Source organism: Streptomyces xanthophaeus (assembly GCF_030440515.1).
In the GTDB taxonomy this organism is placed as follows: domain Bacteria; phylum Actinomycetota; class Actinomycetes; order Streptomycetales; family Streptomycetaceae; genus Streptomyces; species Streptomyces kutzneri.
The window spans coordinates 6,300,867-6,321,064 of the sequence record NZ_CP076543.1; the positions used below are offsets into that span (position 1 = coordinate 6,300,867).

General features: G+C 71.6%; 16 protein-coding genes. 6 read left to right on the plus strand and 10 right to left on the minus strand.

All coding sequences use genetic code 11. The features are described 5' to 3' along the window. Position 1: 1 nt before the first annotated feature. Positions 2–451 (minus strand): cell division protein SepF, encoded by a 450-nt coding sequence (locus KO717_RS28120; RefSeq protein WP_052875748.1) that lies wholly within the window; start codon positions 449–451, stop codon positions 2–4. A gap of 286 nt (positions 452–737) precedes the next feature. Here KO717_RS28120 and KO717_RS28125 point away from each other — a divergent pair, with 286 nt between their 5' ends. From KO717_RS28125 to KO717_RS28140, 4 genes are all read left to right on the plus strand, one after another. Continuing rightward, positions 738–2,063 (plus strand): DUF5685 family protein, encoded by a 1,326-nt coding sequence (locus tag KO717_RS28125; RefSeq protein WP_301372096.1) that lies wholly within the window; start codon positions 738–740, stop codon positions 2,061–2,063. A 77-nt stretch (positions 2,064–2,140) separates the two neighbouring features. Continuing rightward, positions 2,141–2,956 carry a DUF1684 domain-containing protein gene (locus KO717_RS28130; RefSeq protein WP_301372098.1) on the plus strand — a complete coding sequence of 272 codons (816 nt, stop codon included), beginning with the start codon at positions 2,141–2,143 and terminating at the stop codon, positions 2,954–2,956. 135 nt (positions 2,957–3,091) lie between these two features. After that, the gene (locus KO717_RS28135) at positions 3,092–3,988 is read left to right on the plus strand and encodes a S1 family peptidase (RefSeq protein WP_437184589.1); all 897 of its coding nucleotides are present in this window, start codon (positions 3,092–3,094) and stop codon (positions 3,986–3,988) included. Between the two features lie 97 nt (positions 3,989–4,085). Further along, positions 4,086–4,565 carry a hypothetical protein gene (locus KO717_RS28140; RefSeq protein WP_301372102.1) on the plus strand — a complete coding sequence of 160 codons (480 nt, stop codon included), beginning with the start codon at positions 4,086–4,088 and terminating at the stop codon, positions 4,563–4,565. Positions 4,566–4,590: 25 nt separating this feature from the next. Here the strand turns inward: KO717_RS28140 and KO717_RS28145 are convergent, their stop codons facing one another. The 9 genes from KO717_RS28145 to KO717_RS28185 all read right to left on the minus strand — a co-directional run bounded on the left by KO717_RS28145 (position 4,591) and on the right by KO717_RS28185 (position 16,812). Continuing rightward, entirely contained in the window at positions 4,591–5,487 is an 897-nt protein-coding gene (locus tag KO717_RS28145; protein ID WP_301372103.1) for a DUF4231 domain-containing protein, read from the minus strand. 85 nt (positions 5,488–5,572) lie between these two features. Beyond that, on the minus strand, positions 5,573–9,571 hold the full coding sequence (gene fxsT / locus KO717_RS28150; protein ID WP_301372105.1) for an FxSxx-COOH system tetratricopeptide repeat protein: 3,999 nt from the start codon (positions 9,569–9,571) through the stop codon (positions 5,573–5,575). Beyond that, the gene (locus tag KO717_RS28155; protein WP_301372107.1) at positions 9,555–10,931 is read right to left on the minus strand and encodes a TIR-like protein FxsC; all 1,377 of its coding nucleotides are present in this window, start codon (positions 10,929–10,931) and stop codon (positions 9,555–9,557) included. The genes fxsT and KO717_RS28155 overlap by 17 nt, the downstream gene beginning before the upstream one ends. Positions 10,932–11,011: 80 nt before the next feature. Then, entirely contained in the window at positions 11,012–11,746 is a 735-nt protein-coding gene (locus KO717_RS28160; RefSeq protein ID WP_437184659.1) for an aminoglycoside N(3)-acetyltransferase, read from the minus strand. 107 nt (positions 11,747–11,853) lie between these two features. After that, on the minus strand, positions 11,854–14,106 hold the full coding sequence (gene fxsBH / locus KO717_RS28165; RefSeq protein WP_301372111.1) for a radical SAM/SPASM protein FxsBH, inactivated beta-hydroxylase extension form: 2,253 nt from the start codon (positions 14,104–14,106) through the stop codon (positions 11,854–11,856). 28 nt (positions 14,107–14,134) lie between these two features. Next, positions 14,135–14,299 (minus strand): FxSxx-COOH cyclophane-containing RiPP peptide, encoded by a 165-nt coding sequence (fxsA, locus tag KO717_RS28170; protein ID WP_094744751.1) that lies wholly within the window; start codon positions 14,297–14,299, stop codon positions 14,135–14,137. Positions 14,300–14,537: 238 nt separating this feature from the next. After that, positions 14,538–14,798 carry a hypothetical protein gene (locus tag KO717_RS28175; RefSeq protein WP_301372112.1) on the minus strand — a complete coding sequence of 87 codons (261 nt, stop codon included), beginning with the start codon at positions 14,796–14,798 and terminating at the stop codon, positions 14,538–14,540. A gap of 152 nt (positions 14,799–14,950) precedes the next feature. After that, positions 14,951–15,853 carry an alpha/beta fold hydrolase gene (locus KO717_RS28180; RefSeq protein WP_301372113.1) on the minus strand — a complete coding sequence of 301 codons (903 nt, stop codon included), beginning with the start codon at positions 15,851–15,853 and terminating at the stop codon, positions 14,951–14,953. Positions 15,854–16,209: 356 nt separating this feature from the next. Beyond that, entirely contained in the window at positions 16,210–16,812 is a 603-nt protein-coding gene (locus tag KO717_RS28185; RefSeq protein WP_301372114.1) for a TetR/AcrR family transcriptional regulator, read from the minus strand. A gap of 143 nt (positions 16,813–16,955) precedes the next feature. Here KO717_RS28185 and KO717_RS28190 point away from each other — a divergent pair, with 143 nt between their 5' ends. Further along, positions 16,956–18,347, plus strand: a complete 1,392-nt coding sequence (locus tag KO717_RS28190; RefSeq protein WP_301372115.1) for a purine-cytosine permease family protein — start codon at positions 16,956–16,958, stop codon at positions 18,345–18,347. Positions 18,348–18,379: 32 nt separating this feature from the next. Then, positions 18,380–20,038, plus strand: a complete 1,659-nt coding sequence (locus KO717_RS28195) for an amidohydrolase (RefSeq protein ID WP_301372117.1) — start codon at positions 18,380–18,382, stop codon at positions 20,036–20,038. Positions 20,039–20,198 lie beyond the last annotated feature (160 nt).

Here is a 20,198-nt window from a genome sequence, read left to right on the forward strand (position 1 = left end):
CTCAGCTCTGGTTGAAGAAGTCGCGTGAGCGGCCGCCCGCTTCGCCGCTGACGATCTGGGTGTCGGCCGGGGTCAGGAGGAAGACCCTGGTCGCCACCCGCTCGATCGAACCGCGCAGCCCGAAGGTCAGTCCGGCCGCGAAGTCGACGACGCGCTTCGCGTCGCCCGGGTCCATCGACGACAGGTTGACGATCACCGGGACCCCGTCGCGGAACAGCTCGCCGATGCCCCGCGCGTCACGGAAACCGTCCGGGGTGACCGTCGCGATGCGACGGCCGTGCTCCACGGCCGACTCGGATGCCACGCGGACCCGCGGGTCGGTGACCCACTGCTCGCCGGGGCCGGCCACCGAACCCTGGGCGGCCTCCGCGTAGTCGTCGTCGTAGTAGCGCTCGTCGTCGCTGTCCTCCACGAGACCCAGCCAGGCACTCGCCTTGCGCACCGAACCCATGGACTGCCTCCTTTCACCGCGGTCAGTCTGTCTTCTCTCCGCTGCCCCTATGCTCGTCCATGATGCTGACAACGCGCCAAGTGGATAGTCGCCGCGCAGGGGTTTCGTGACGGTACTGGTGCAGAACATCCGTTGCACGGTCAAGGATCCTGACGGCTACCACTGCTGACTGAGTGAAAATACGACCGCAGCCGCCGTACGGGTGAGCGATGCGGACGTACGGGTGAAACGCGCGGGTCGATACGATGCCCGGCAGGCACGCGTACGACACACGGGGGAAAGCAGCTTGTTCGGCATAGTGAGACCTTGCGCGCACCGGCTGGGAGAGCGGTTCAAGGCGGAGTGGATGGCCCATCTGTGCGGGCTGTGCCTGGCACTTCGGGGAGATCACGGACAGCTCGCCCGGATCGTGACGAACTATGACGGGCTGCTCGTCTCCGTTCTGACGGAGGCTCAGTCGGGTACCGCGCCCGAGGCGCGCCGCACCGCCGGGCCCTGCCCGCTGCGCGGGATGCGCACCGCCTCCGTGGCCCAGGGCGAGGGGGCGCGGCTCGCCGCCGCCGTCTCGCTCGTGCTCGCCTCCGCCAAGGTGCGCGACCACGTGGCCGACCGGGACGGGCTGTTGGCCCGTGCTCCCATCGCCGCCGCCGCGCGCAAGGTGGCCCGCGGCTGGGACCGGGCCGGAGCCCGCACCGGGGCCTCGCTCGGCTTCGACACCGCCGTGCTCGTCGACGCCGTGGACCGGCAGGCGGGCATCGAGACGCTTGCGGGCCCCGGCACTCCCGTGCTCGTGGTGACCGAGCCGACGGAGACCGCGACGGCCGCTGCCTTCGCGCATACCGCGCAGCTGGCCGGACGGCCAGGCAACGCACCCGCGCTGGCCGAGGCCGGCCGGTACTTCGGCCGGCTCGCGCACCTGCTGGACGCGGTGGAGGACCAGGGCGCCGACGCCGTCGCGGGCGCCTGGAACCCGCTCACCGCCACCGGTACCTCGCTCACCGAGGCCCGCAGGCTCTGCGACGACGCCCTCCACGGCATCAGGCTGGCCCTGCGCGAGGTCGAGTTCACCGACGCGGGGCTCGCCCACCGGCTGCTCGTGCACGAGCTGCGCACCTCGGTGGACCGGGCCTTCGGCACCGGCAGCTGCGGCCATACGGCGACGGCCTCCGCAGGTCAGGGCGGCAGCGGCAACCCGTACGCGGGCCAGCCGTACGGTGGCCAGGGCGGGAACCAGTACGGCCAGAACGCCTACGGCCAGAACCCGTACGGCCAGAACCCCTACGGCGGGGCCCCGTACGGCGGTGGAGCGGGCGGCCCGGGGATGCCGCCCACGGGCCCGGGCGGATTCGGTGGCGCGCCGCCCCCGCAGCGGCCGCGCCGCGGACTGCTCGCGGGCTGCGCGGTGGCCATCGGGCTCTTCTGCACCTGTCAGATGTGCTGCACCGAGCACGAGGGCCCCTGGTCCCGCAAGAAGCGGGACCCATGGTGCGACGCCTGTGAGTGCTGCGAGTCCTGCGACTGCTGCAACGGCTCCGGTTCCGGCGGCAGTGGTGGCGGCGGTGGCGGTGGCGACGGCTGCTGCAGCTGTGACTGCTGCGGCTGCGACTGCTGAGGCTCTTTCAGATTTCACAGGTCCGGACGGCGTACGCAGGGATTCCCGTCCGGACCCGTGTGGAAGGGTTGAGCGGGATGAGCGACGACGCAGACGACCCGCACGCCGCGTGGCGGGAATGGCACGAGCGCAGGGCGGCGGCCGTGTCCGCGCCCTACGGCCCTCTTGCGCTGACCGGAACCTACTGGCTCGCCGACTACCCGGAAGGTCGAATTCCGGCCGTTCCGGGGCGCTGGCGCCGGACGGGGACCGGTGTGGCTCTGGCCGCCACCGCCGGGGACTCCTACCGCCTCGACGGCGAGCCCTTCACGGGTGACGTCGTACTGGGCGCCGACGAGAACCCACCCGCACGCTCCCGGCTCTCCGCCGGGGAGCTCCGGATCGTGGTGATCCGGCGCGAGGGCGAGTGGGGCGTGCGCGTCTACGATCCCGCCTCCGAGGCCCGCCGGGCCCATGCCGGCCTGGAGGCCACCCCCTACGACCCCGCCTTCGTCCGGCCGGGGCGATTCCGTCCGTATGCCGAGGACCGGAGCGTCCGGGTGGAGAACGCCGACGGGCGGGCGCGCGGGCTCGGCCTCGGCGGGGAGCTGGTCTTCTCCTTCGGCGGAGCCGAGCACACCCTCCAGGTCGCCGTCGACGCCGACGACGGCAGCCTCTGGGCCGTCTTCGGCGATGCCACCGCCGGGCGCTCCAGCTATCGCTTCCGGTTCCTGAAGCCCGGCATACCCGACGCGCGAGGCGCGATCGCGGTGGATTTCAACCGCTCCCTGCTGCCTCCCTGCGCCTTCGCGGACCACTTCATCTGTCCTTTCCCGCCGCCCGGGAACACGCTGCCCTTCGAGGTGGCGGCGGGCGAGCGGAGGCTGAAAGCCGCTCTTGCGACCGGTATCTGACGACAGGACACTCCCGACAGCGCTTGTCAGGGGCACGGCCAAAGTTCATGCGCTCGCCGTGCCCCCGGCTGCGCCTCACGGGCTCTGGCACCCCCACAACCGCCGGGCCCCCGACCCTCTCCAGGAGGACGAGAAGTGAGGATCAAGCGCATGACCCGTACCAGGCTGCTCGCGGCGGCCACCGGCCTGGCCGCCGCCGCAGCGCTCGCCGTCCCCACGGCCGCGAGCGCGGACTCCGGCCGGGACGGCAAGGACACGGCATTCAGCGCCGCCCGGCTCGCCTCGGCCGGCGCATCCGTCCTGCGCGCCGACGTGGCGGGCACCGCCTGGCACACCGACCCCGCCACCGGAACCCTCGTGGTCTCCGCCGACTCCACGGTCTCCGAGGCCGGCATCGCGAGAATCAAGCGCGAGGCCGGAGCCGACGTCGCAGCCCTGCGCATCGAACGCATCCCCGGCAAGCTCACCAAACTGGTGTCCGGCGGCGACGCCATCTACGCCACGAGCTGGCGCTGTTCGCTGGGCTTCAACGTGCGCAGCGGCAGCAACTACTACGCCCTGACCGCCGGACACTGCACCGACGGCGCGGGCACCTGGTGGAGCAACTCCGCCCGCACCACCGTCGTGGGCTCCACGGTCGGATCCAGCTTCCCGACCAACGACTACGGCCTCATCAAGTACGCCAGCAACACGCCGGTGCCCCCCGGGACCGTCGGCAGCCAGGACATCACCAGCGCCGTGAACGCCACGGTCAACATGTCGGTGACCAGGCGCGGCTCCACCACCGGCATCCACAGCGGCCGGGTCACCGGGCTCAACGCCACCGTCAACTACGGCGGCGGCGACATCGTCTACGGCATGATCCGCACCAACGTGTGCGCCGAACCCGGCGACAGCGGCGGCCCGCTCTACTCGGGCACCCGCGCCGTCGGCCTCACCTCCGGCGGCAGCGGCAACTGCTCCTCCGGCGGCACGACCTTCTTCCAGCCCGTGGTCGAAGCCCTCAACGCCTACGGTGTCAGCGTCTACTGACGGTGACTCACGCGCCCCCGTCGCACCCCTGGACGTCCTCCCGCCTTCTGGGAGGATGTTCCAGGCGACCGTGTCCACGGGGGAGGCTGGTTTCTGCATGAAACGAATCGGCGTGACCGGGCACCGAGCCATTCCGGACTCGGTGCTCGGCCATGTGGAGAGCGGACTGCGCGCCGTACTGGGCGGCCACGAAGGACCGTTGGAGGCCTTCTCCAGCCTCGCCGAGGGAGCGGACCAGCTGTTCGCCGCCATCGCCCTCGAGCACGGCGCCGACCTCACCGTGGTGATCCCCAGCGGGGACTACGAGGACGCCTTCGAAGGCGCCGAGGCCCTCGCCCGCTACCGGGGCCTCAAGAACCGGGCCGCCCAGGAGGTCCGGATGGACTTCGCCCGCTCCACGGACGAGGCCTACTACGCCGCCGGCACCTACATCGCCGACTCCTGCGACCGGCTCGTCGCCGTCTGGGACGGGCAGCCCGCCCGCGGACACGGCGGCACCGCCGAGATCGTCGCCTACGCGCGGGCGCTCGGCAAACCCGTCACCGTCATCTGGCGCGAGGGCGTGACCCGGGACTGAGCCACACCCTCCCACCACCAGCGCCTCAACTGCTGTGCCGAGCCAGCCAGTCCGTGTGCTGCGGAGACACGTACCGCTCCGTCTCGTACACCGAAGAAGGCCACTGCGACTCGGTGATGGTCGTCTGCATCACGACCATCATCGCCGCCAGATCCTGCTCGATCAGCGTGTGCGCCTCGATCAGCGGATGGTGCCGGCGCACCTCGTTCCACGCGATCCCGGCCGCCGCCGCCGCGCTCAGCAGCGCGGTCAGCCTCGGCCCCGGACCCGAACCGAACGACCCCAGCAGCGCGAACAGCAGCGCCAGGCAGGTCAGCAGCACGATCGTCCACGACCACAGGTTCGTCGCCCGCCGGGACACCTCCGTGCGCCGCCGGTACCAGTTGCGCTGCTCGATCAGCCGGTCCCGGACATACGTCTCGCGTCGCGCCTGGTAGTCCATCCCGCGCAGCCGCTGCATCGCGCCGGTGATCTCCCCGCCCTCCGGCACCGCCCCGGCAGCCCGCGGATCATCCCAGCCCATCTTCCGCAGCTCGGCCAGACCCGCCTCCAGCCGGGTGCGGTACGTCGCCTCGGGCGCGGCGACCTCACTGCCGAACGGCGCCCCGTGCACCGCGTACCGCCAGGCCAGGGACTTGATGAACTCCGCCGCACTGCGGTTGAGCTGCCACTGCGGGCGGGCCCGGCGCCGGGTCGCCCGCATGCCCACGCCCAGCACCCCCACGTACGCGAGCACGCTCAGCAACCCGAAGAGGTACATCGAGCCCAGCTTCGGCCCGGCGGGCAGCGCGGCGGCCGCCGCGGCCGCGACCAGCAGCAGCAACTGGGCGCGGGTGGCCTGGGTGGACTCCCGCTGCCGGGAGATCGCCGCCTGGTCGGTGTGGTGGAAGAGGGCCGGCAGGTCCTCGTTTCGAAAGGTCATGCTGTCGGTCACAGCGCCCCCCTGCTGTCGGGTGGCGGGCGGCGGGGGCCCCGCGGTCGCGGAGCCCCCGCCGCCCGCCGTCGGATCAGACGGCGAGAGGCTCCAGGTCGCGGTGGACCCGCCGCTCGTCGCGCGCGTACCGGGTCAGACTGTGGTCCTCACCGAGCAGCCGGGTCAGCTCGGACACCGCCTCCGCCCGCAGCCGGGCCGCCTCCTCCTTGCGGCCCATCGAGTCCAGGCTGACCGCCATGTTGGAGCTGCTCGCCAGGGTCTCGGGATGGTGCGCCCCGAGCGCCTCGCGCAGCCGCATCACAGCCAGCCGCTCCAGCTCCAGAGCGCCTTCCGGATCGCCCAGGTCGGCCCGCGTGTTGGCCAGGTTGAGATGGGCGAAGACGGTGTGCGGGTGGTTGTCGCCGAGGACGTCCCGCATCCCCCGTATCGTCTGGCGCAGCATCGTCTCCGCCGTCTCCGCGGCGCCCGTGCCCCAGTGGAAGACCGCCAGGTTGTTCACGGCCGCCAGGGTGTACGGGTGCCGCTCGCCCGGCACCTTCATGTACTCGTCCACCACCTCCTGCGCCAGGTCCCGCGCCCCGCCCGGATCCCCGGTCGCGAACAGGTCCGAGGCCAGGTTGAGCTCGCAGGACAGCAGGTCCGGGTTGACGGAGGTGTACTTGGCCCGGTAGCGGGCCCGGGTGGCCGTGGTCAGCCGGAGGGCGTCCTCCAGCTGACCGGCCCGGCGCAGCGACACCGCCAGGTTCTTCGCGGCCGACAGGGTGCCGGGGAACGTCCGCCCCAGCGTCCGCTTGTAGGTGTCGTACGTCCGGCTGAGCAGCTGCACCGAGTCCTCGTACCGGCCCACCTCACGCAGGTCGCGGGCCAGGTTCTGCGCGGAGGACAGGGTGTACGGGTGCTCCGGCCCGAGCACCTCCGTACGCAGGTCGTGCACCTCCTGGTCGATCTCCCGGGCCCTCGTGTACTGACCCACGAGCCGCAGGTTCAGCGCCAGGTTGTTCGCGGCGGCCAGCGTGCGCGGGTGCGCCTCGTGGAAGATCTGGCTGAAGCCCTCGTGCGCGTCGGTCGCCAGCTCCATCGCCTGTCCGTAATGGCCCAGCGCGCCCAGCGTGTTGGCCAGCCCGCTCATGGTCATGTACGTGTGCGGGTGCGAGGGGCCGAGCACCGCCTTCTGCCGCTCCAGCGTGACCTCGTCCAGCTCCTTCGCCTCCACGAACCGGCCCTGCGAACGCAGGATGTTCGACAGATGGAAGCGCAGGTACAGGTACTGGAGGTCGTCGTTGCCCAGCATCTCCTTCCAGGCCTCGCGCAGCTCCTCGCCGAGCGTGTACGCGGCCTTGAAATCGCCGCGCTTCCACAGGTAGCGGACCCGGTCGATCAGCAGCCTGCGCGTCTCCGGTTCCTTGCAGTACCGGGCCTCCGACGGGGTGAGGTGCGACCAGATGGTGTTGAACCGCGGCCACGTCTCCGGGTTGTCGATCGGCTCGTCGTCGTCCGGCCGGGCGCCGGCCAGGATCCGGTGGACGGCGTGCCGGGCCTCCCGCTGGTCCTCCTCCGGCATCTGCGACCGGATCACGGCCTGGACCAGCCGGTGCACCTGGATGCTGTTGCTGACCTGGTCGACCTTGGCCAGCGCGAACCGGCCGATCTCCCGGATCACCCGGCCCAGCACCAGCTTCTCCTGGAGCGAGGCGTCGTACGGCTTGAGGGCGTCGATCATCTCCTTGCTGTAGAGCAGGTTCGCGGAGATCGGCTCGGGAGCCAGGAAGGCGCACAGCTGGAGCAGCCGCACGGCGGCCGGGGAACGGGACTGCAGCCGCTCGATGGAGATGTTCCAGGTGGCGGCCACCGGCTCCGGATATCCGGGCGGCTGGTTCAGGCCCAGGACGCTCGCCGCCTGCTGGGCCAGCTGTTCGATGTACGCGCCCACCGGGGTCGCGGTCTCCGCGATCCAGGCACCCGCCTGCTCGACGGCCAGCGGCAGGTCGCCCACCGCCACCGCCACCTGCTCGGCGTCGTCCTTGCTCAGCCCCGGGGCCCGGCGCTGCAGGTGCTCGATGGACTCCTCCCGCAGGAACACGTCCACCGGCAGCGCGTCACCGTACTGCGACCAGGACTGGTTGCGGGAGGTCACCAGGACATGGCCCGGCCCGCCCGGCGGGAAGAACCGCTTGAGCGTCTCCGGATCGTCCGCGTTGTCGAAGACCAGCAGCCAGCGCGAGGAGGGAACCCCGCGCCGCAGCAGGTCGATCGCCTCCTGGGAGGCGGCCGCCATGTCCTCGCCGGTCTGCGCGCCCAGCCGCACGGCCAGCTCCGCGAGGGCCGCGACCACGTCGTCGGTCTGCTCCGAGGAGATCCACCACACCAGGTCGTAGTCGGCCATGAACCGGTGCACGTACTCCAGCGCCACCTGGGTCTTGCCGACGCCGCCGAGCCCGAACAGGGTCTGCGGCTGGGGCAGCACCACGGCCATGCCCCCGCCGAGCTGGTCGCGCATCCGCTCCAGCACGATGCTGCGCCCGGTGAACCCGGGGTTGCGGGGCGGCGCGTTCCAGATCTTCGGGACGGTCCCCGGGAAGCGGGGACCCGGCTGCGAGGCACTGCTGCCGCTGTCGGGCAGGGCCATGGGGCGCTCCACCGCGCGCAGCAGGGCGGTCGTCGCGTGCACCTCGTCGAGCCGGAACAGGTCCACCGGGTTGCGGTCGATGTACGGCGTGGAGAGCCGTACGTCGCCCACCCTCAGCGGTACCAGCTGGCGCCGGCCCCCGGTCGGGTCCTCGGCGGCCGCGCGCTCCCACACGTCCACGGCCCGGGCCGACTTGAGGTAGGCCGAGGAGAGCAGCACCACCGTCCGGGCGGCCGTGTCGATGCTGATGCCCGCGCCCCCGAGGGTGTCCCCGGCTGCCGCGCCCGGGGCCCGCTCGGCTGAGACGTCCTTCGGCACGACCCGGAAACCGGCCCGGGTGAGCACCGACTCGATCCAGTCCGCCCACATCCGGTTCTCGGCGACGTAGGACAGGAACAGGTCGGCGGGCAGCGCCGGGCGGCGCCGGGTGAAGGCGTCCCTGATGCGCAGCCGGACCTCCTCGCCGATGACCGGCATGGAGGTGATGTGGCCCTCGGTGACCACGGCGGTGAGCCGCTCGAAGGCGGAGAGCAGGGAGTTGGTGAGCCCGGCCTCGTCGCCGAAGGTGGCCAGGGTCTCCTCGTACGCGTAGTAGGGGCGGTACGGGATTTCCACCGCACCCCAGTAGGAGGTGAGCTCGTCCCCGACCAGGCCGTTCGGGAAGCGGTCGAACTTGATCCGGGCCAGCGCCCGGCCGGCGTCCGCCTTCTCCTTCTCGCCCTCGTCGATGCGCATCGGGACCGGGTAGATCTTGATGCCGCGGTCGTTGAACCGCTCGTCGATCTGGCGGGCGACGGACGCGGCGCCGTCGATGGACTGGTCGGACAGGGTGAAGCAGTCGACCAGGACGTCCGGGAGGTGGACGGTGCAGATGTCGGCGATGTCGGAAAGACCGGTGCGGCTGTCGATCAGGACGTAGTCGTAGTTCCGCTTCATGTCGGCGCGTAAGGCGTCGAAGAAGAGCCCCCCGCCGAGCCGGTCGTAGAAGTTGTCCCAGTCGAAGGTGGAGACGGTCGCCGAGTACTCGCGGTTCTGCCGGCCCGCCGAGACGAAGTCCAGGGTGCCGCCGTCCGGGAACTCCCAGCCGTGGGTCTCCGGGGTGAGCGAGACGGCGTGCGGCTGTATCCGCGCGTAGTCCTTGTGCCAGTCGTCGGGCCGCTGCACCGGGCTGGTCGCCGCCCAGGCGTACTCGCTGATCAGATCGATGACCCCGGTGGTGGCCCCCAGCGTGGAAGGGTCCAGGAAGGGGTGGAAGAAGCGGTGCAGGCCGGGCGCCTCCAGGTCCCAGTCCACGGCGAGGACCCGCTTGCCGTTCGCCGCCAGGATCCATGCGGTGTTGGCCAGCGCCATGGTGCGGCCCGTGCCGCCCTTGTACGAATAGAAGGTGACGATGCGTCCGTCACGGCTGTCGCTGTCGCTGCCGCTGTTGTCACTGCTCGCTGTCATCCGCGTCCCCCCGGTCGGTGTCGTTGTCGTCGTTGTCGTGGAGGCCGGCCCCCGCCGGCCCGGCCCGGTGCCGGTCGGAGTCGGGCGGGAACGGGACACGGGGCGATGGCGGCCCTGGCGGCCCGTTCATCCCCATCGGCCCCAGCAACCGGGGCCGTTCGATGGAGGTGTCGCCCTTCGGCGGATACGGCTGCGCGTGTCTGAGGAACTGCTGGGCGGCGGCCTCGACCACCTGCGGCAGGATCTGGCCGAGGGTCTCCACGTTGGCCACGCCGTTCGCGGCGGCCCGGCAGGCGGCCCGGCCCTGGCTCATCGTCTTGGGCATGGTGTTCTCCAGCCGGTCGGCCAGCTCGTTCTCCTTCGACCGGCTCTGGTGGTCGTACCGGTTCCACGGCACGACCACGTTGACCCAGGGCCGGGGCTCCCGGTCGAAGGCGGCCAGGCGCCGGCGCCGCTGCTCGTCCTCCACCGCCCACCGGTCGACGATCAGGATCTCCGGCCGGGTCGGCAGCTGCTTGCTGTCGAGGTGCCCGGCCTCGTCGTCGAAGGAGGACATGGTGGTCTGGTAGTTGAGGTTCTTGACCAGGTCCTCGGCGACGTAGGCGATGGGCCGCTGGGCGACCGGATGGTACGGATTCCACTCCAGCGCGGTGTCCCCGTAGTACTCGGGGGTGCGGCCATCGGGCAGATCGTGCCGGGAGGCGGCGGCCACGGTCACGTGCAGGGTGCGGGCCGGACTGCCGCTGGAGCCGAAGGCGCTCGGAACGTTGCGGTAGTCCAGCGGGCGGATGGGGTCCAGGTGGGCGGTCTCGGCGACCTGGACGATGCGCCGGGCGAGCTCGTACACGGCCTGCTCGTACTGCTCGGCGTAACCGCGCAGTTTGATCAGCCCGTACAGGCCGTCGGTGACGTAGCGCTCGCCGAAGGTGTTGTGGTTGAACTGCAACCGCTCGGCCGGGCCGGGGAGTTGTTCCGGCGGCACCGGCACCCATAACGCGGGCACGATGGCCTCGGCCTGCTTGTTGCTGACCGCGCCGTGCTGGACGGCGCGCTGCGCGAAGGCGAACCACTCCTTCCCGCACATCTCGCTGGCGAAGTAGCGCGGCGAGAACAGGGGAACGAAGACCCGGCAGTTGGCGAGTGCCCGGGCGAGCCGTTCGGACCAGCCCTCGCCGCTGCGTATCTCCCGGTCCATGAACCCGACGTCGTACCCGGCGCGCAGGTCCGTCAGCGCCATGACATGCCCGCAGAGATCACGGAACAGGCGCTCGACCCACATGTCCGGGTCGGGGCCCCCGGCCCCGAACCTCGGTGTATGTGCGTAACTGAGAAAAAAGTACGGCTCCCCTGATGCGGGCACACGACCCCCGTCCCGAAGATGCGAAGCGAAGAAACATCATTCCGGAGCTGCTTCGCCACATCCCCTCATCGTTCAGTCAATCAGCGTCTGTTTTCGGTCATCCAGTCAAGGGCGTGATCGACGGCCTCCGGGAGGGAGAAGAGCATGGTCGACGCACCTCCCACCCGCCCCCTGCGCACCCGTGAATCCGGGAACGCGTCACCGATCTCCGTGAAATCGCCGTCGTCCAGCGCGACGTCCTCGTATGCGGTCCACGCCCCCTCCTGCCGGTGCCTTTGCGGCCCCGGAAGGTTCACCTTCACCACACACTCGTACATGCGCAAGGGGGGCTTCGGAATTCGGTACTCCGCGAGATGGAAAGCGGTGCAGACCGAAAACCCCACATTGATCATGAGTACCTGCCCGCCCTCCCAGCACAGCTTTCCCAGGGGTGACTCTTCCCCCAGATGGCTTTCGAGGCGATGCCCCGAGCACAGCCGCTCCGCGTCCGCCCCGAGGGCCGCGAAGGAGGTCTGCGGGTGGGCGCTGCGCGCGGCGCCCGGCGCGGTGCGGACGGCCTCCGCCAGGGACCCCATGCCCTGGCTCGGGGTGCTCGCCGGGTCGAAAGCGGACATCCGCTCGCGGAAGGCCCGCACCCCGGCCTCGTCCAGACCGCGGATCCGCTCCAGGTGGGCGGTGGAGGTCTTGGAGTTCTCCGGGGTGAACGCAGGGACCACCAGGGTGCCGCGCGGCCCGAGGACGCCCGTCAGGGCGTCGCGCAGCAGCTCCGCGCGCAGCCCGGTCCCGCCGAGGGAGGAGTGCACCATGAGCCGCATGCCGGGGCGGACCCCGGCCAGCCGCAACTGCACGGCGAGCCGGAGCCTGCCGGGCGCGGAGGACGGCACGGAGGAGGGCGCGGAGAACCGCGCCGGGGAGGGCGCGGTCACGCGTCGACCGTCTTCAGTTCGTAGCGGAGCTCCGCCACCAGGCTCTTCCCGGTGACGGTCAGCTCGGCCGCCTCCGAGAGCTGGTCCAGGGCCTGGTGGATCCGGTCCGAGCCGCCCGGTTCGGGCGTCGCCGTGGCCCGCCGGTACGCCTCCACCGCCACCCGCTCGTGCACGTCCGCCAGCAGCCGGGACACCGGTACCGGCCGCTCCCGCCACGGCGAACGGTGCTGCCACTGACCGTCCAGCGCGTACAGGTCGGCCACCTCGGTCAGCGCCCGCAGCCTGGTCCGCCGCCGCCCGGTCAGCAGCGCCAGCGCGGTCTCGCGGACCCCCGCCGCGTACGGCACCCCGAGCGCTCCCGGCCCGTGCCGCCCGGCCTCGCCCCAGCCGCCCGACCGCGGGCCGCCCGCGAGCGGGGTCAGCGTGGTCAGCCCGGTGGCCGCCGCCCGGGCGAAGTCCGGCACCGCCTTGTGCAGCAGCGCCCACGCCCGGTCCAGCCTGCCCCGCCACTCCTCGGCCTCCCCGGCGCCGAGGCGGAGCCTGGGCGGGCGGGGGAAGCAGTTGCGGTACGGGTCGAGGTCCTCCAGGGCCACCGGGGCCGCGTCCGGCCCGGGCGACCAGGTGCGTACGGGCTGCCAGCGGGCGTCCCCCGCCGTGGGCCCGAAGCGGTGCTCGGTGCGGCCGTCCCGTACGGCGTACCCCCCGTCGGTGACGTGCAGCGCGGCCCGGCCCTCCGTGCCGGGCTCCCCGAGCCGCAGCAGCCCCAGCGTCGGCAGGTACACCTCGCCGTCGCGGTAGGCCACCTCGGCCGGCAGGTCCAGCCCGCCGCGGAGCACGGCGGCGGCGGCCAGCGCGGTCAGCCTGCGCGCCGCCTCCGGTGCGTCCTGCCTGCCGTCGCGGGCGGCGTCCAGGGCCGCCAGTACCCAGGTCCGGGTGAAGGGGTGGTCCAGTACGGCGTCCAGGGCGTCCGGGCCCGCCTCCCCGGCCCCCTCCACGGCGGTCAGCAGTTCCCAGGCGTGCGCCCAGCCGGGGTCGGCGGCGAGGTCCGCGTGCAGCCGGGCCAGCAGGATCCGGGTCAGTTCCTCCTGGGAGCGGGCGAGTTCGGCCGGGTCGGTCAGCTGCGGCGCGGTCTCCCGCGGAGCGGTGCGGCCCTCGACCCCGTCCACGAGTTCGCGCAGGTCGGTGCAGTAGACGGAGGGGTTGTCGAAGCCGTTCCGGTCGCGGTAGCGGTGGGTGTAGAGCCCGCCCCCGCACGAACGTACGACGGGGCACCGGCGGCACGAGTCGCTGACGCCCGCGAGGCCCAGCTGCCGGGCGCGGACCCCGGGATGGGCCGCGACCTGGTCAAACGCGTGGTCGAAGACGTTGAAGCCGGTGGCCGCGGCTCCCTCGAAGGCGCTCTTGAGGGAGTCCGCCTGTTCCAGGGTGCCGTCGGTCTCGACGACGACGAGGTCGGTGGGCGCGAGGCCGAGCGACTCGGTGAGGCTGGGGCCGCCGCGCAGGGTGGAGAGCAGGGACTCGAAGAGCCTTACAGGCACCGGGCGTCCCAGCCGGTCCCAGTGGTCGAAGATCCGCAGCAGCCAGCGCGCGTACGCGTCGGGGGCGCCGTCGGGGCGGGCCGGGGGTGCCTCCCAGGTGGCGTGGGGGAGCAGGAAGTCCACGCGCGGGGGCTCCAGTTCGACCAGCGCATCCAGTACGGCGACGGGGTCGTTGGCCACGTCCACGGTGCAGAGCAGGCCCTGGTAGAGGTGGCGGTACGGCTCGGAGCGGAGCAGGGCGACGGCGGCGAGGACCAGCGGGTGGCTCGTACGGCCGTCGGCGAAGCGGCGGTGGCGGTCGTTGGCGGCGCGGTCCCCGTCGAGGGAGATGCCGACCCGGACGCCGTACTCGTCGAAGAGGTCGAGGTAACGGGTGCTGAGCTGGAGTCCGTTGGTGTGGATCCGCAGGTCGAGGGAGGCGATCCCGCTGAGCGCCCGGCTGAACTCCTCGCACACGAGGCGGAGCCGGGACGTGCCCGCCAACAGGGGTTCCCCTCCATGGAGAATCACCGTGACGGAGGGGAGTGCATGGTCACGGGCATGTTCGGCGAGCCTGGACGCGGTATGCGAAATAACCTCGGGGGAGATCACTTTCGGCCGGGCTCGCCAGCTCTGATCTGCGTGTTCGTAGACATAGCAATGATCACAAGCAAGATCGCATCTGCTGTGAACCTTTAGGACGATCTCGCGAAATGCGATCAGGCCGGTCATTCCACCAGTCTAGAGCGCCGAGTTCGGCTCAGAGTGCGGAGTTGAAGATCGGGGCCTGAACCGGACGAGCAGATTCGGCCGGCAGCACGCGACCGAGCGTCGTCGCCGCGGACGCGGTGTGGACGTCGATCTTGCCGAGCGGAACCCGGTGGGCCTTGACCGAGCTGGTCGCGGGGGATGCTGAAGTGTTCACGGCACCGTCCTTGGGGAAGCCATGTGGAATGGACATGTGAATGACAACGGCTACATGCTGCTGTCAAGCAGGGACTTTACTAGGACAGTCCCCCTTGGCAACACGAGACATGACGCCTGGTCAAGACTTCCATGCAATGCGCGGCGGATTTCTCAAGAGGGCGGATTCGGCCGTTTGCCGCAAGGGAAGATCCTTTTCATGGGAGCGGGTCCCGACGGCGGCCCCGTCCGGACCGGACCTATTCCGGCAGCACCGCGCTGACCTGGTGCGATGTGAGGGCGTGTCCCGTCGGTCGGGGGGCGGGCTCGGCGGACGCGGAACCGCCCCCGCCGAACAGCAGGAAGAGCGCGGTGATCGTCGCGGCAGCGGCGCCGATCGCGCCGACGACGTCCCCCTTGGACGCGGCCCCGGCGGCCCTGGTGTGCTTGTAGACGGCGTAGCCGACGAGGAGCCCGACGGCGAGGATGAGCAGGCCGACGTCGTCGATGTGCAGGGTCATGAGACAGCCTCCACGACTCGTGGGGCCCACCCGTCGAGTGGTGGGTGGAGCCCTTTCAAGCGTGGACTTTACTCGGCCACACTCCATTGCGAATGCGGCACTTGTCGAGGTTCAAGTGGGCGTGGTCGGAACGAATGGGCGGTCAACGACCGCTATGCGGGCTGCTGTTCGTTGAGATCCGGCGCCGGGAGATCGCGCAGCAGCCAGTTCAGTACGTCGGGCAGCGCGCGCAGGGAGGCGAAGTGCGCGGCGGCGGGAACGATGTTGGTCGTGGCCCCGGGGATGCGGCGGGCCAGCCAGCGGGAGTGGCCCACGGGGGAGAACACGTCGAGCTCGCCGTGCCAGATCAGCACCGGACAGCGGATGTCGGCGGGGTCGAAGCCCCAGGGGCGGCTGAAGGCGAGGACGTCGTCGATCCATCCGTACGCCGAATGGCGCAGCCCCTCACGGTAGTTCCGCAGGAGCATCGACCGCAGGCCGGCGTCCGAGACGATCATGCGGTCGTTGTCGGTCAGCTCCCGGCGCAGTTCGTCCAGCAGCCGGCCGGGGTCCTTGCGGATGCCGTCGGCGCGCGGGATCAGCCGGGCCGCCAGCTCCTCGGGGTCGTCGGTGGCGGTGGTGTACTCCCGTACGTTCGACGCGGCCATCCCGGCGAACCAGTCCAGGTCCTCCGCGTCCCGGGGGGCGAGGCCGACCATCCCCGCGGTCCGGGTGACCCGGTCCGGGAGGAGGGCGGCACAGGCCAGTGCTCCGGCGGCACCGCCGGAGCGGCCGGCGACCGCGAAGGTGTCCAGTCCGAGGGCGTCGGCGATGGCGGCCACGTCCTGGGCCACGTCGGCGACGGTGCGGCCCACATGGCGGTCGGAGCCGCCGTAGCCGGGTCTGTCGTACGCGATGAGCTGCATCCGGCGCTGGTAGAGGACCATGCCCCGGGGGGCCGGGCCGAGGCGGCTGCCGGGCATGCCGTGCAGCAGAAAGACGGGTTTACCGTCGGGATCGCCCCAGCGCTCCACAGTCAGAGCGCGCCCGTCCGCTGTGCGCACCTGATTGCGCACGCGCTCCCTCCTTCACGGTCGATGTGAGTCGTCATCGCGATTGTGCGCGCTGGGGGAGGAGTGCGGTAGGGCGCACTTCCGGCGGAATTCTTGTGAATACCTTCACGAGCCCGTGAAGGCCTTTGTTCCTCTTGCATATGCCCTGGTCAAGGGGGTGGGGCGGGGGAGTGAACGGGCGTGAACGGATGTCCGGTCACCGTGAAAGGCCTTTTCGGTGCGGCGGCTTCCGCTTTTGGCCGTCGAATTGACCCGCCGGGCCGAGTCGGCGGATCGAGTCATCGAGCCGAGTCGCAGGCCGGAAAAGGAGCGGAGTTCCTGACCCGCCGGCGCGGGAAGGGCCGGCCGGGGCCCTCGTCTCAGGTGCGGGGTACGAGCAGGGCCGCCGCCGAGCGGGCCTGCTCCAGGGCGCGGGCGCGGTCCGCGCCGCGCTGGCCCAGGACGACCCGGGTGCTCAGGCCGTCCAGCAGAGCGAGCAGCTCCGAGGCCCGCGCGGGCACGTCCATGGGCGCGAAGCGGCCCTGGTCCACGCCCTTGGCCAGGAGAGCCTCCAGGTCCCGCTGCCAGTTGTCGTCGATCTCCTCCTGGGCGGCCTTCAGTGGCTGGTTGGAGGCGGTGCGGGCCCACAGCTCGATCCACAGCGTCCAGCGCGGGTCGCGGGGGCCCTCGGGGAGGTAGAGCTCCAGGAACTGGTCCAGCTTGCGCGCCGCCGTCACCCGGCGGCCCAGCAGCGCCCAGCGCTCCCCGGTGAGCTGATCCTCGCTCCAGCGCAGGGCCTCCAGCAGGAGTCGGTCCTTGCTGCCGAAGTAGTACAGGATGTGGCCCCCGCTGGTGCCGAGGCGCTCGGCCAGTGCGGACATGGTGAGCGCGGCCAGTCCGTCCTCGGCGATGGCCGCCATGGCCTCTTCCAGCATCCGCTCCTGGGCGATCTGCCCGTCGCGCCGCCGTGCTGCTCCCGCCACCGCTCCCGCTCCCGCCCTCCGGATCTTCCTGGTCCGACCTTATCCCGGACAGGGTCTTGACGGGGTCGAGGTCCAGCCCTCATCTTGAATGCCATTCAAGAAGTTAGAACGTCATTCAAGATCGTTCAAGGTCAGGGGTCCTCATGGGGCAGCAGGAGACAGTCGACGTCGACGAGGTGTTCCGGGTCGAGACACACGGGATCGACCCGATTCCCGACGCCGAACGCCACGGCAGCGCCAAGGACCTCTTCTGGCTCTGGTTCGGCTCCAACCTCACCTTCACCTACGTGATCAACGGCGCCCTCGCCGTCGCCTTCGGGCTCTCCTTCTGGCAGGCCACCGCCGTGGTCGTGATCGGCGGACTCTCCTTCTTCGCCATCAGCGCCGCCGGACTCAGCGGCATCCGCACCGGCACCGCCACCCTGGTCATCTCCCGCGCCACCTTCGGCGTGCGCGGCAACTTCCCGGCCGGCGTCCTCAACTGGGTGGTGAGCATCGGCTACACCATCGTCAACACCGTGGTGGGCACCCTCGCGCTGGAAGTCTTCTTCGCCGAGATCGGCTGGCAGGGCGGCACGGCCGGCCGCGCCACCGCCCTGCTGGTCACCCTCGCGCTGACCTTCGCCGTCGCCATGTGGGGCCACGCCACCGTCCAGTTCGCCGAACGCTGGATGGCCTACGTCCTCGCCGCCGGCTTCGGCGTCCTGCTCCTCTTCGTCCTGCCCGGCGCCGACACCGCCGCCCCGGCCGCCGCCCCCGGGCTCTCCGGCTGGAGCCTCGCCTTCGTGGTCATGCTCGCCGGACCCTTCTCGTACCTGCCGATGCCCGCCGACTACACCCGCTACCTGCCCCGGACCACCTCGCTGAAGTCCATCACCTGGATGGGCGCCCTCGGCGGCTTCCTCTCCTCGGTGGCCCTCGGCATCGCGGGCGTCGCCGCCGCCACCCGGACCGACATGACCGACGCGGTCGCCGGAGCCGAGAGCCTGCTGCCCGGCTGGTTCCAGCCGCTGTTCCTGGCCCTCGTACTCGGCGGCTCGGTCACCAACTCGATCATCACGCTCTACTCCTCCAGCCTGAACCTCCAGGTCCTCGGCATCCCGTGGAGCCGCGCCCGGGCCATCGTCATCAGCGCCGCCGTCACCGCCGCCGGCTCGCTCGCCGCGCTCTTCCTCACCGACTTCACCACCTCCCTCCTCTCCTTCCTCTCCCTGCTGATCATCGTGTTCGCCCCCTGGGGCGGAGTCTTCCTCGCCGACATGCTGCTGCGCCGCTGCCACTACGACGCCGACGCACTGCACGCCGGGAGCGCGGGTGCCTACTGGTACCGCTCCGGCTACCACCCCGCCGGCATCACCGCCCTGCTCGCCGGCATGGCCTTCGCCGCCCTGACCTGCGACTCCGAGCTGTGGACCGGGCCACTGGTCGCCCCGCTCGGCGGCGCCGACCTCACCCTGCTCGGCTCGGTCGTCTCCGGACTCACCTACTGGGCCCTCACCCGCCGCCGGGTCGCGGCGTACGCCCCGGCCGCCTGAACGACACCGCACACGCAAGGGAGCACCCCCACATGGCACGCCACCCCTTCCCCGCCGACCTGCTGCTCACCGGAGCCCGGATCCACACCGTCGACCCCGACCGGCCCGAGGCCGAGGCCCTCGCCGTCCACGACGGGCGCATCGTCTGGGTCGGCGCGGACGCCGGGGCCGCCGCCTGGGCCGGCCCGGACACCGAGCGGATCGACGCGGGCGGCAAGCTCGTCCTGCCCGGCTTCATCGACGCCCACAACCACGTCCGGCTCGGCTCCGACGCGGACTGCGTCCAGCTCGCCGGAGTGCGCACCCTCGAAGGCATCCACGAGCGGATCCTGGCCTGGCGGCAGGCCAACCCGGACGCCGGCTGGATCGAGGCCGAGGCCTTCGACTACTCCGCCATCCCGGGCGGGCGGATGCCGTGCGCCGCCGACCTGGACCCGGTCACCGGGGAGACCCCGGCGATCGTGCTCTCGTACGACGTGCACACGGCCTGGCTGAACACGGCGGCCATGCGGCGGCTCGGAGTCTCCCGGGACCGCACCGACCTCCCCTTCGGTACGGCGGCGGTGGACCCGGCGACCGGCGAACCCACCGGATTCGTCAAGGACTTCGCCATCAAGGGACTCTCCCGCGACGGCCACCGGGCCCTGCGCGAACTGGGCGTGCCGTGGGCCTCGCCGGACCGCCAGTACGGGCGGCTCGCCAAGAGCCTCGACGACGCCATCGGCTACGGCATCACCACGGTGGTCGAGCCGCAGAACTCCCTCGACGACCTCGAACTCTTCGAACGGGCCCGCTCCGAAGGGCGGTTGCGCTCACGGATCGTCGCGGCACTGTTCCACCCGCGCGGCACCGGCGACGCCGACCTGGACGAATTCGCCGACGCGGCACGGAGGTTCGCCGGGGACCGGCTGCGCGTCGGCCCGCTCAAGCTGTACATCGACGACGTGGTGGAACCGCGTACGGCCGCACTGCTGGAGCCGTACACCGGATGCGGCGCGCACCGGGGCGAGACCTTCTACCCGGCGGAGGAGTTCGCGGAACTGCTGGCGAAGCTGGACGCCCGCGGCTTCCAGTGCTTCGTGCACGCGACCGGCGACCGGGGCATCCGGACCGTCCTGGACGCGGTGGAGCACGCGCGGACCCTCAACGGTCCGCGCGACGCCCGCCACCAGGTGGTCCACGTGGAGTGCCTGGACCCGGCGGACGTACCGCGCTTCGCGGAGCTCGGCGTGATCGCGTGCATGCAGCCGAGACACTGTGCGCCGGAGATCGCGGGCCCCGGCCAGGACTGGGCGGAGAACGTGGGCGAGGACCGCTGGCACAAGGCCTGGCCGATGCGGAGCCTGCACGAGGCGGGGGCGGTGCTGGCGTTCTCCAGCGACTGGAACGTGGCGGAGATGGACCCGATGGTCGGCATCTACACGGCGGTGACGCGCCGCCCGCTGTCCGGCGGCGGCCCGGCCTGGCAGCCGGCCGAGACGGTGGACGTGGCGACGGCCGTGTACGGCTACACGATGGGCTCGGCCTACGCCAACTTCCTTGAGCAGGACCGCGGTTCCCTCACGGTGGGCAAGGCGGCGGACTTCGTGATCCTGTCACGGGACATTCTCACCGTCCCGGCGGACGAGATCCCGGGCACGGTCGCCGAGACGGTCGTGGTGGCGGGCGAGGTGGTCCACGCGTCGCTCTGAGCCCGGCGCCCTGCGGGGTGCTCGGCGGTGTACGGCGGGTCCGGATCCCCGCCGGGCTCCGCCCGTGCCCCTGCGGGGTGCTCGGCAGTTCACGGCGGGTCCGGATCCACACCGGGCTCCGCCCGGACCCGCGCCTCAATCGCCGGCGGGGCTGGGTGGT

Bases quoted from the DNA above. Each gene is read 5' to 3' on its own strand.
- KO717_RS28120 (WP_052875748.1), bottom strand. From the start codon at position 451: ATGGGTTCGGTGCGCAAGGCGAGTGCCTGGCTGGGTCTCGTGGAGGAC.
- KO717_RS28130 (WP_301372098.1), top strand. From the start codon at position 2,141: ATGAGCGACGACGCAGACGACCCGCACGCCGCGTGGCGGGAATGGCAC.
- KO717_RS28140 (WP_301372102.1), top strand. From the start codon at position 4,086: ATGAAACGAATCGGCGTGACCGGGCACCGAGCCATTCCGGACTCGGTG.
- KO717_RS28145 (WP_301372103.1), bottom strand. From the start codon at position 5,487: ATGACCTTTCGAAACGAGGACCTGCCGGCCCTCTTCCACCACACCGAC.
- fxsT (WP_301372105.1), bottom strand. From the start codon at position 9,571: ATGACAGCGAGCAGTGACAACAGCGGCAGCGACAGCGACAGCCGTGAC.
- KO717_RS28160 (WP_437184659.1), bottom strand. From the start codon at position 11,746: ATGCGGCTCATGGTGCACTCCTCCCTCGGCGGGACCGGGCTGCGCGCG.
- fxsBH (WP_301372111.1), bottom strand. From the start codon at position 14,106: ATGACCGGCCTGATCGCATTTCGCGAGATCGTCCTAAAGGTTCACAGC.
- KO717_RS28175 (WP_301372112.1), bottom strand. From the start codon at position 14,798: ATGACCCTGCACATCGACGACGTCGGCCTGCTCATCCTCGCCGTCGGG.
- KO717_RS28190 (WP_301372115.1), top strand. From the start codon at position 16,956: ATGGGGCAGCAGGAGACAGTCGACGTCGACGAGGTGTTCCGGGTCGAG.
- KO717_RS28195 (WP_301372117.1), top strand. From the start codon at position 18,380: ATGGCACGCCACCCCTTCCCCGCCGACCTGCTGCTCACCGGAGCCCGG.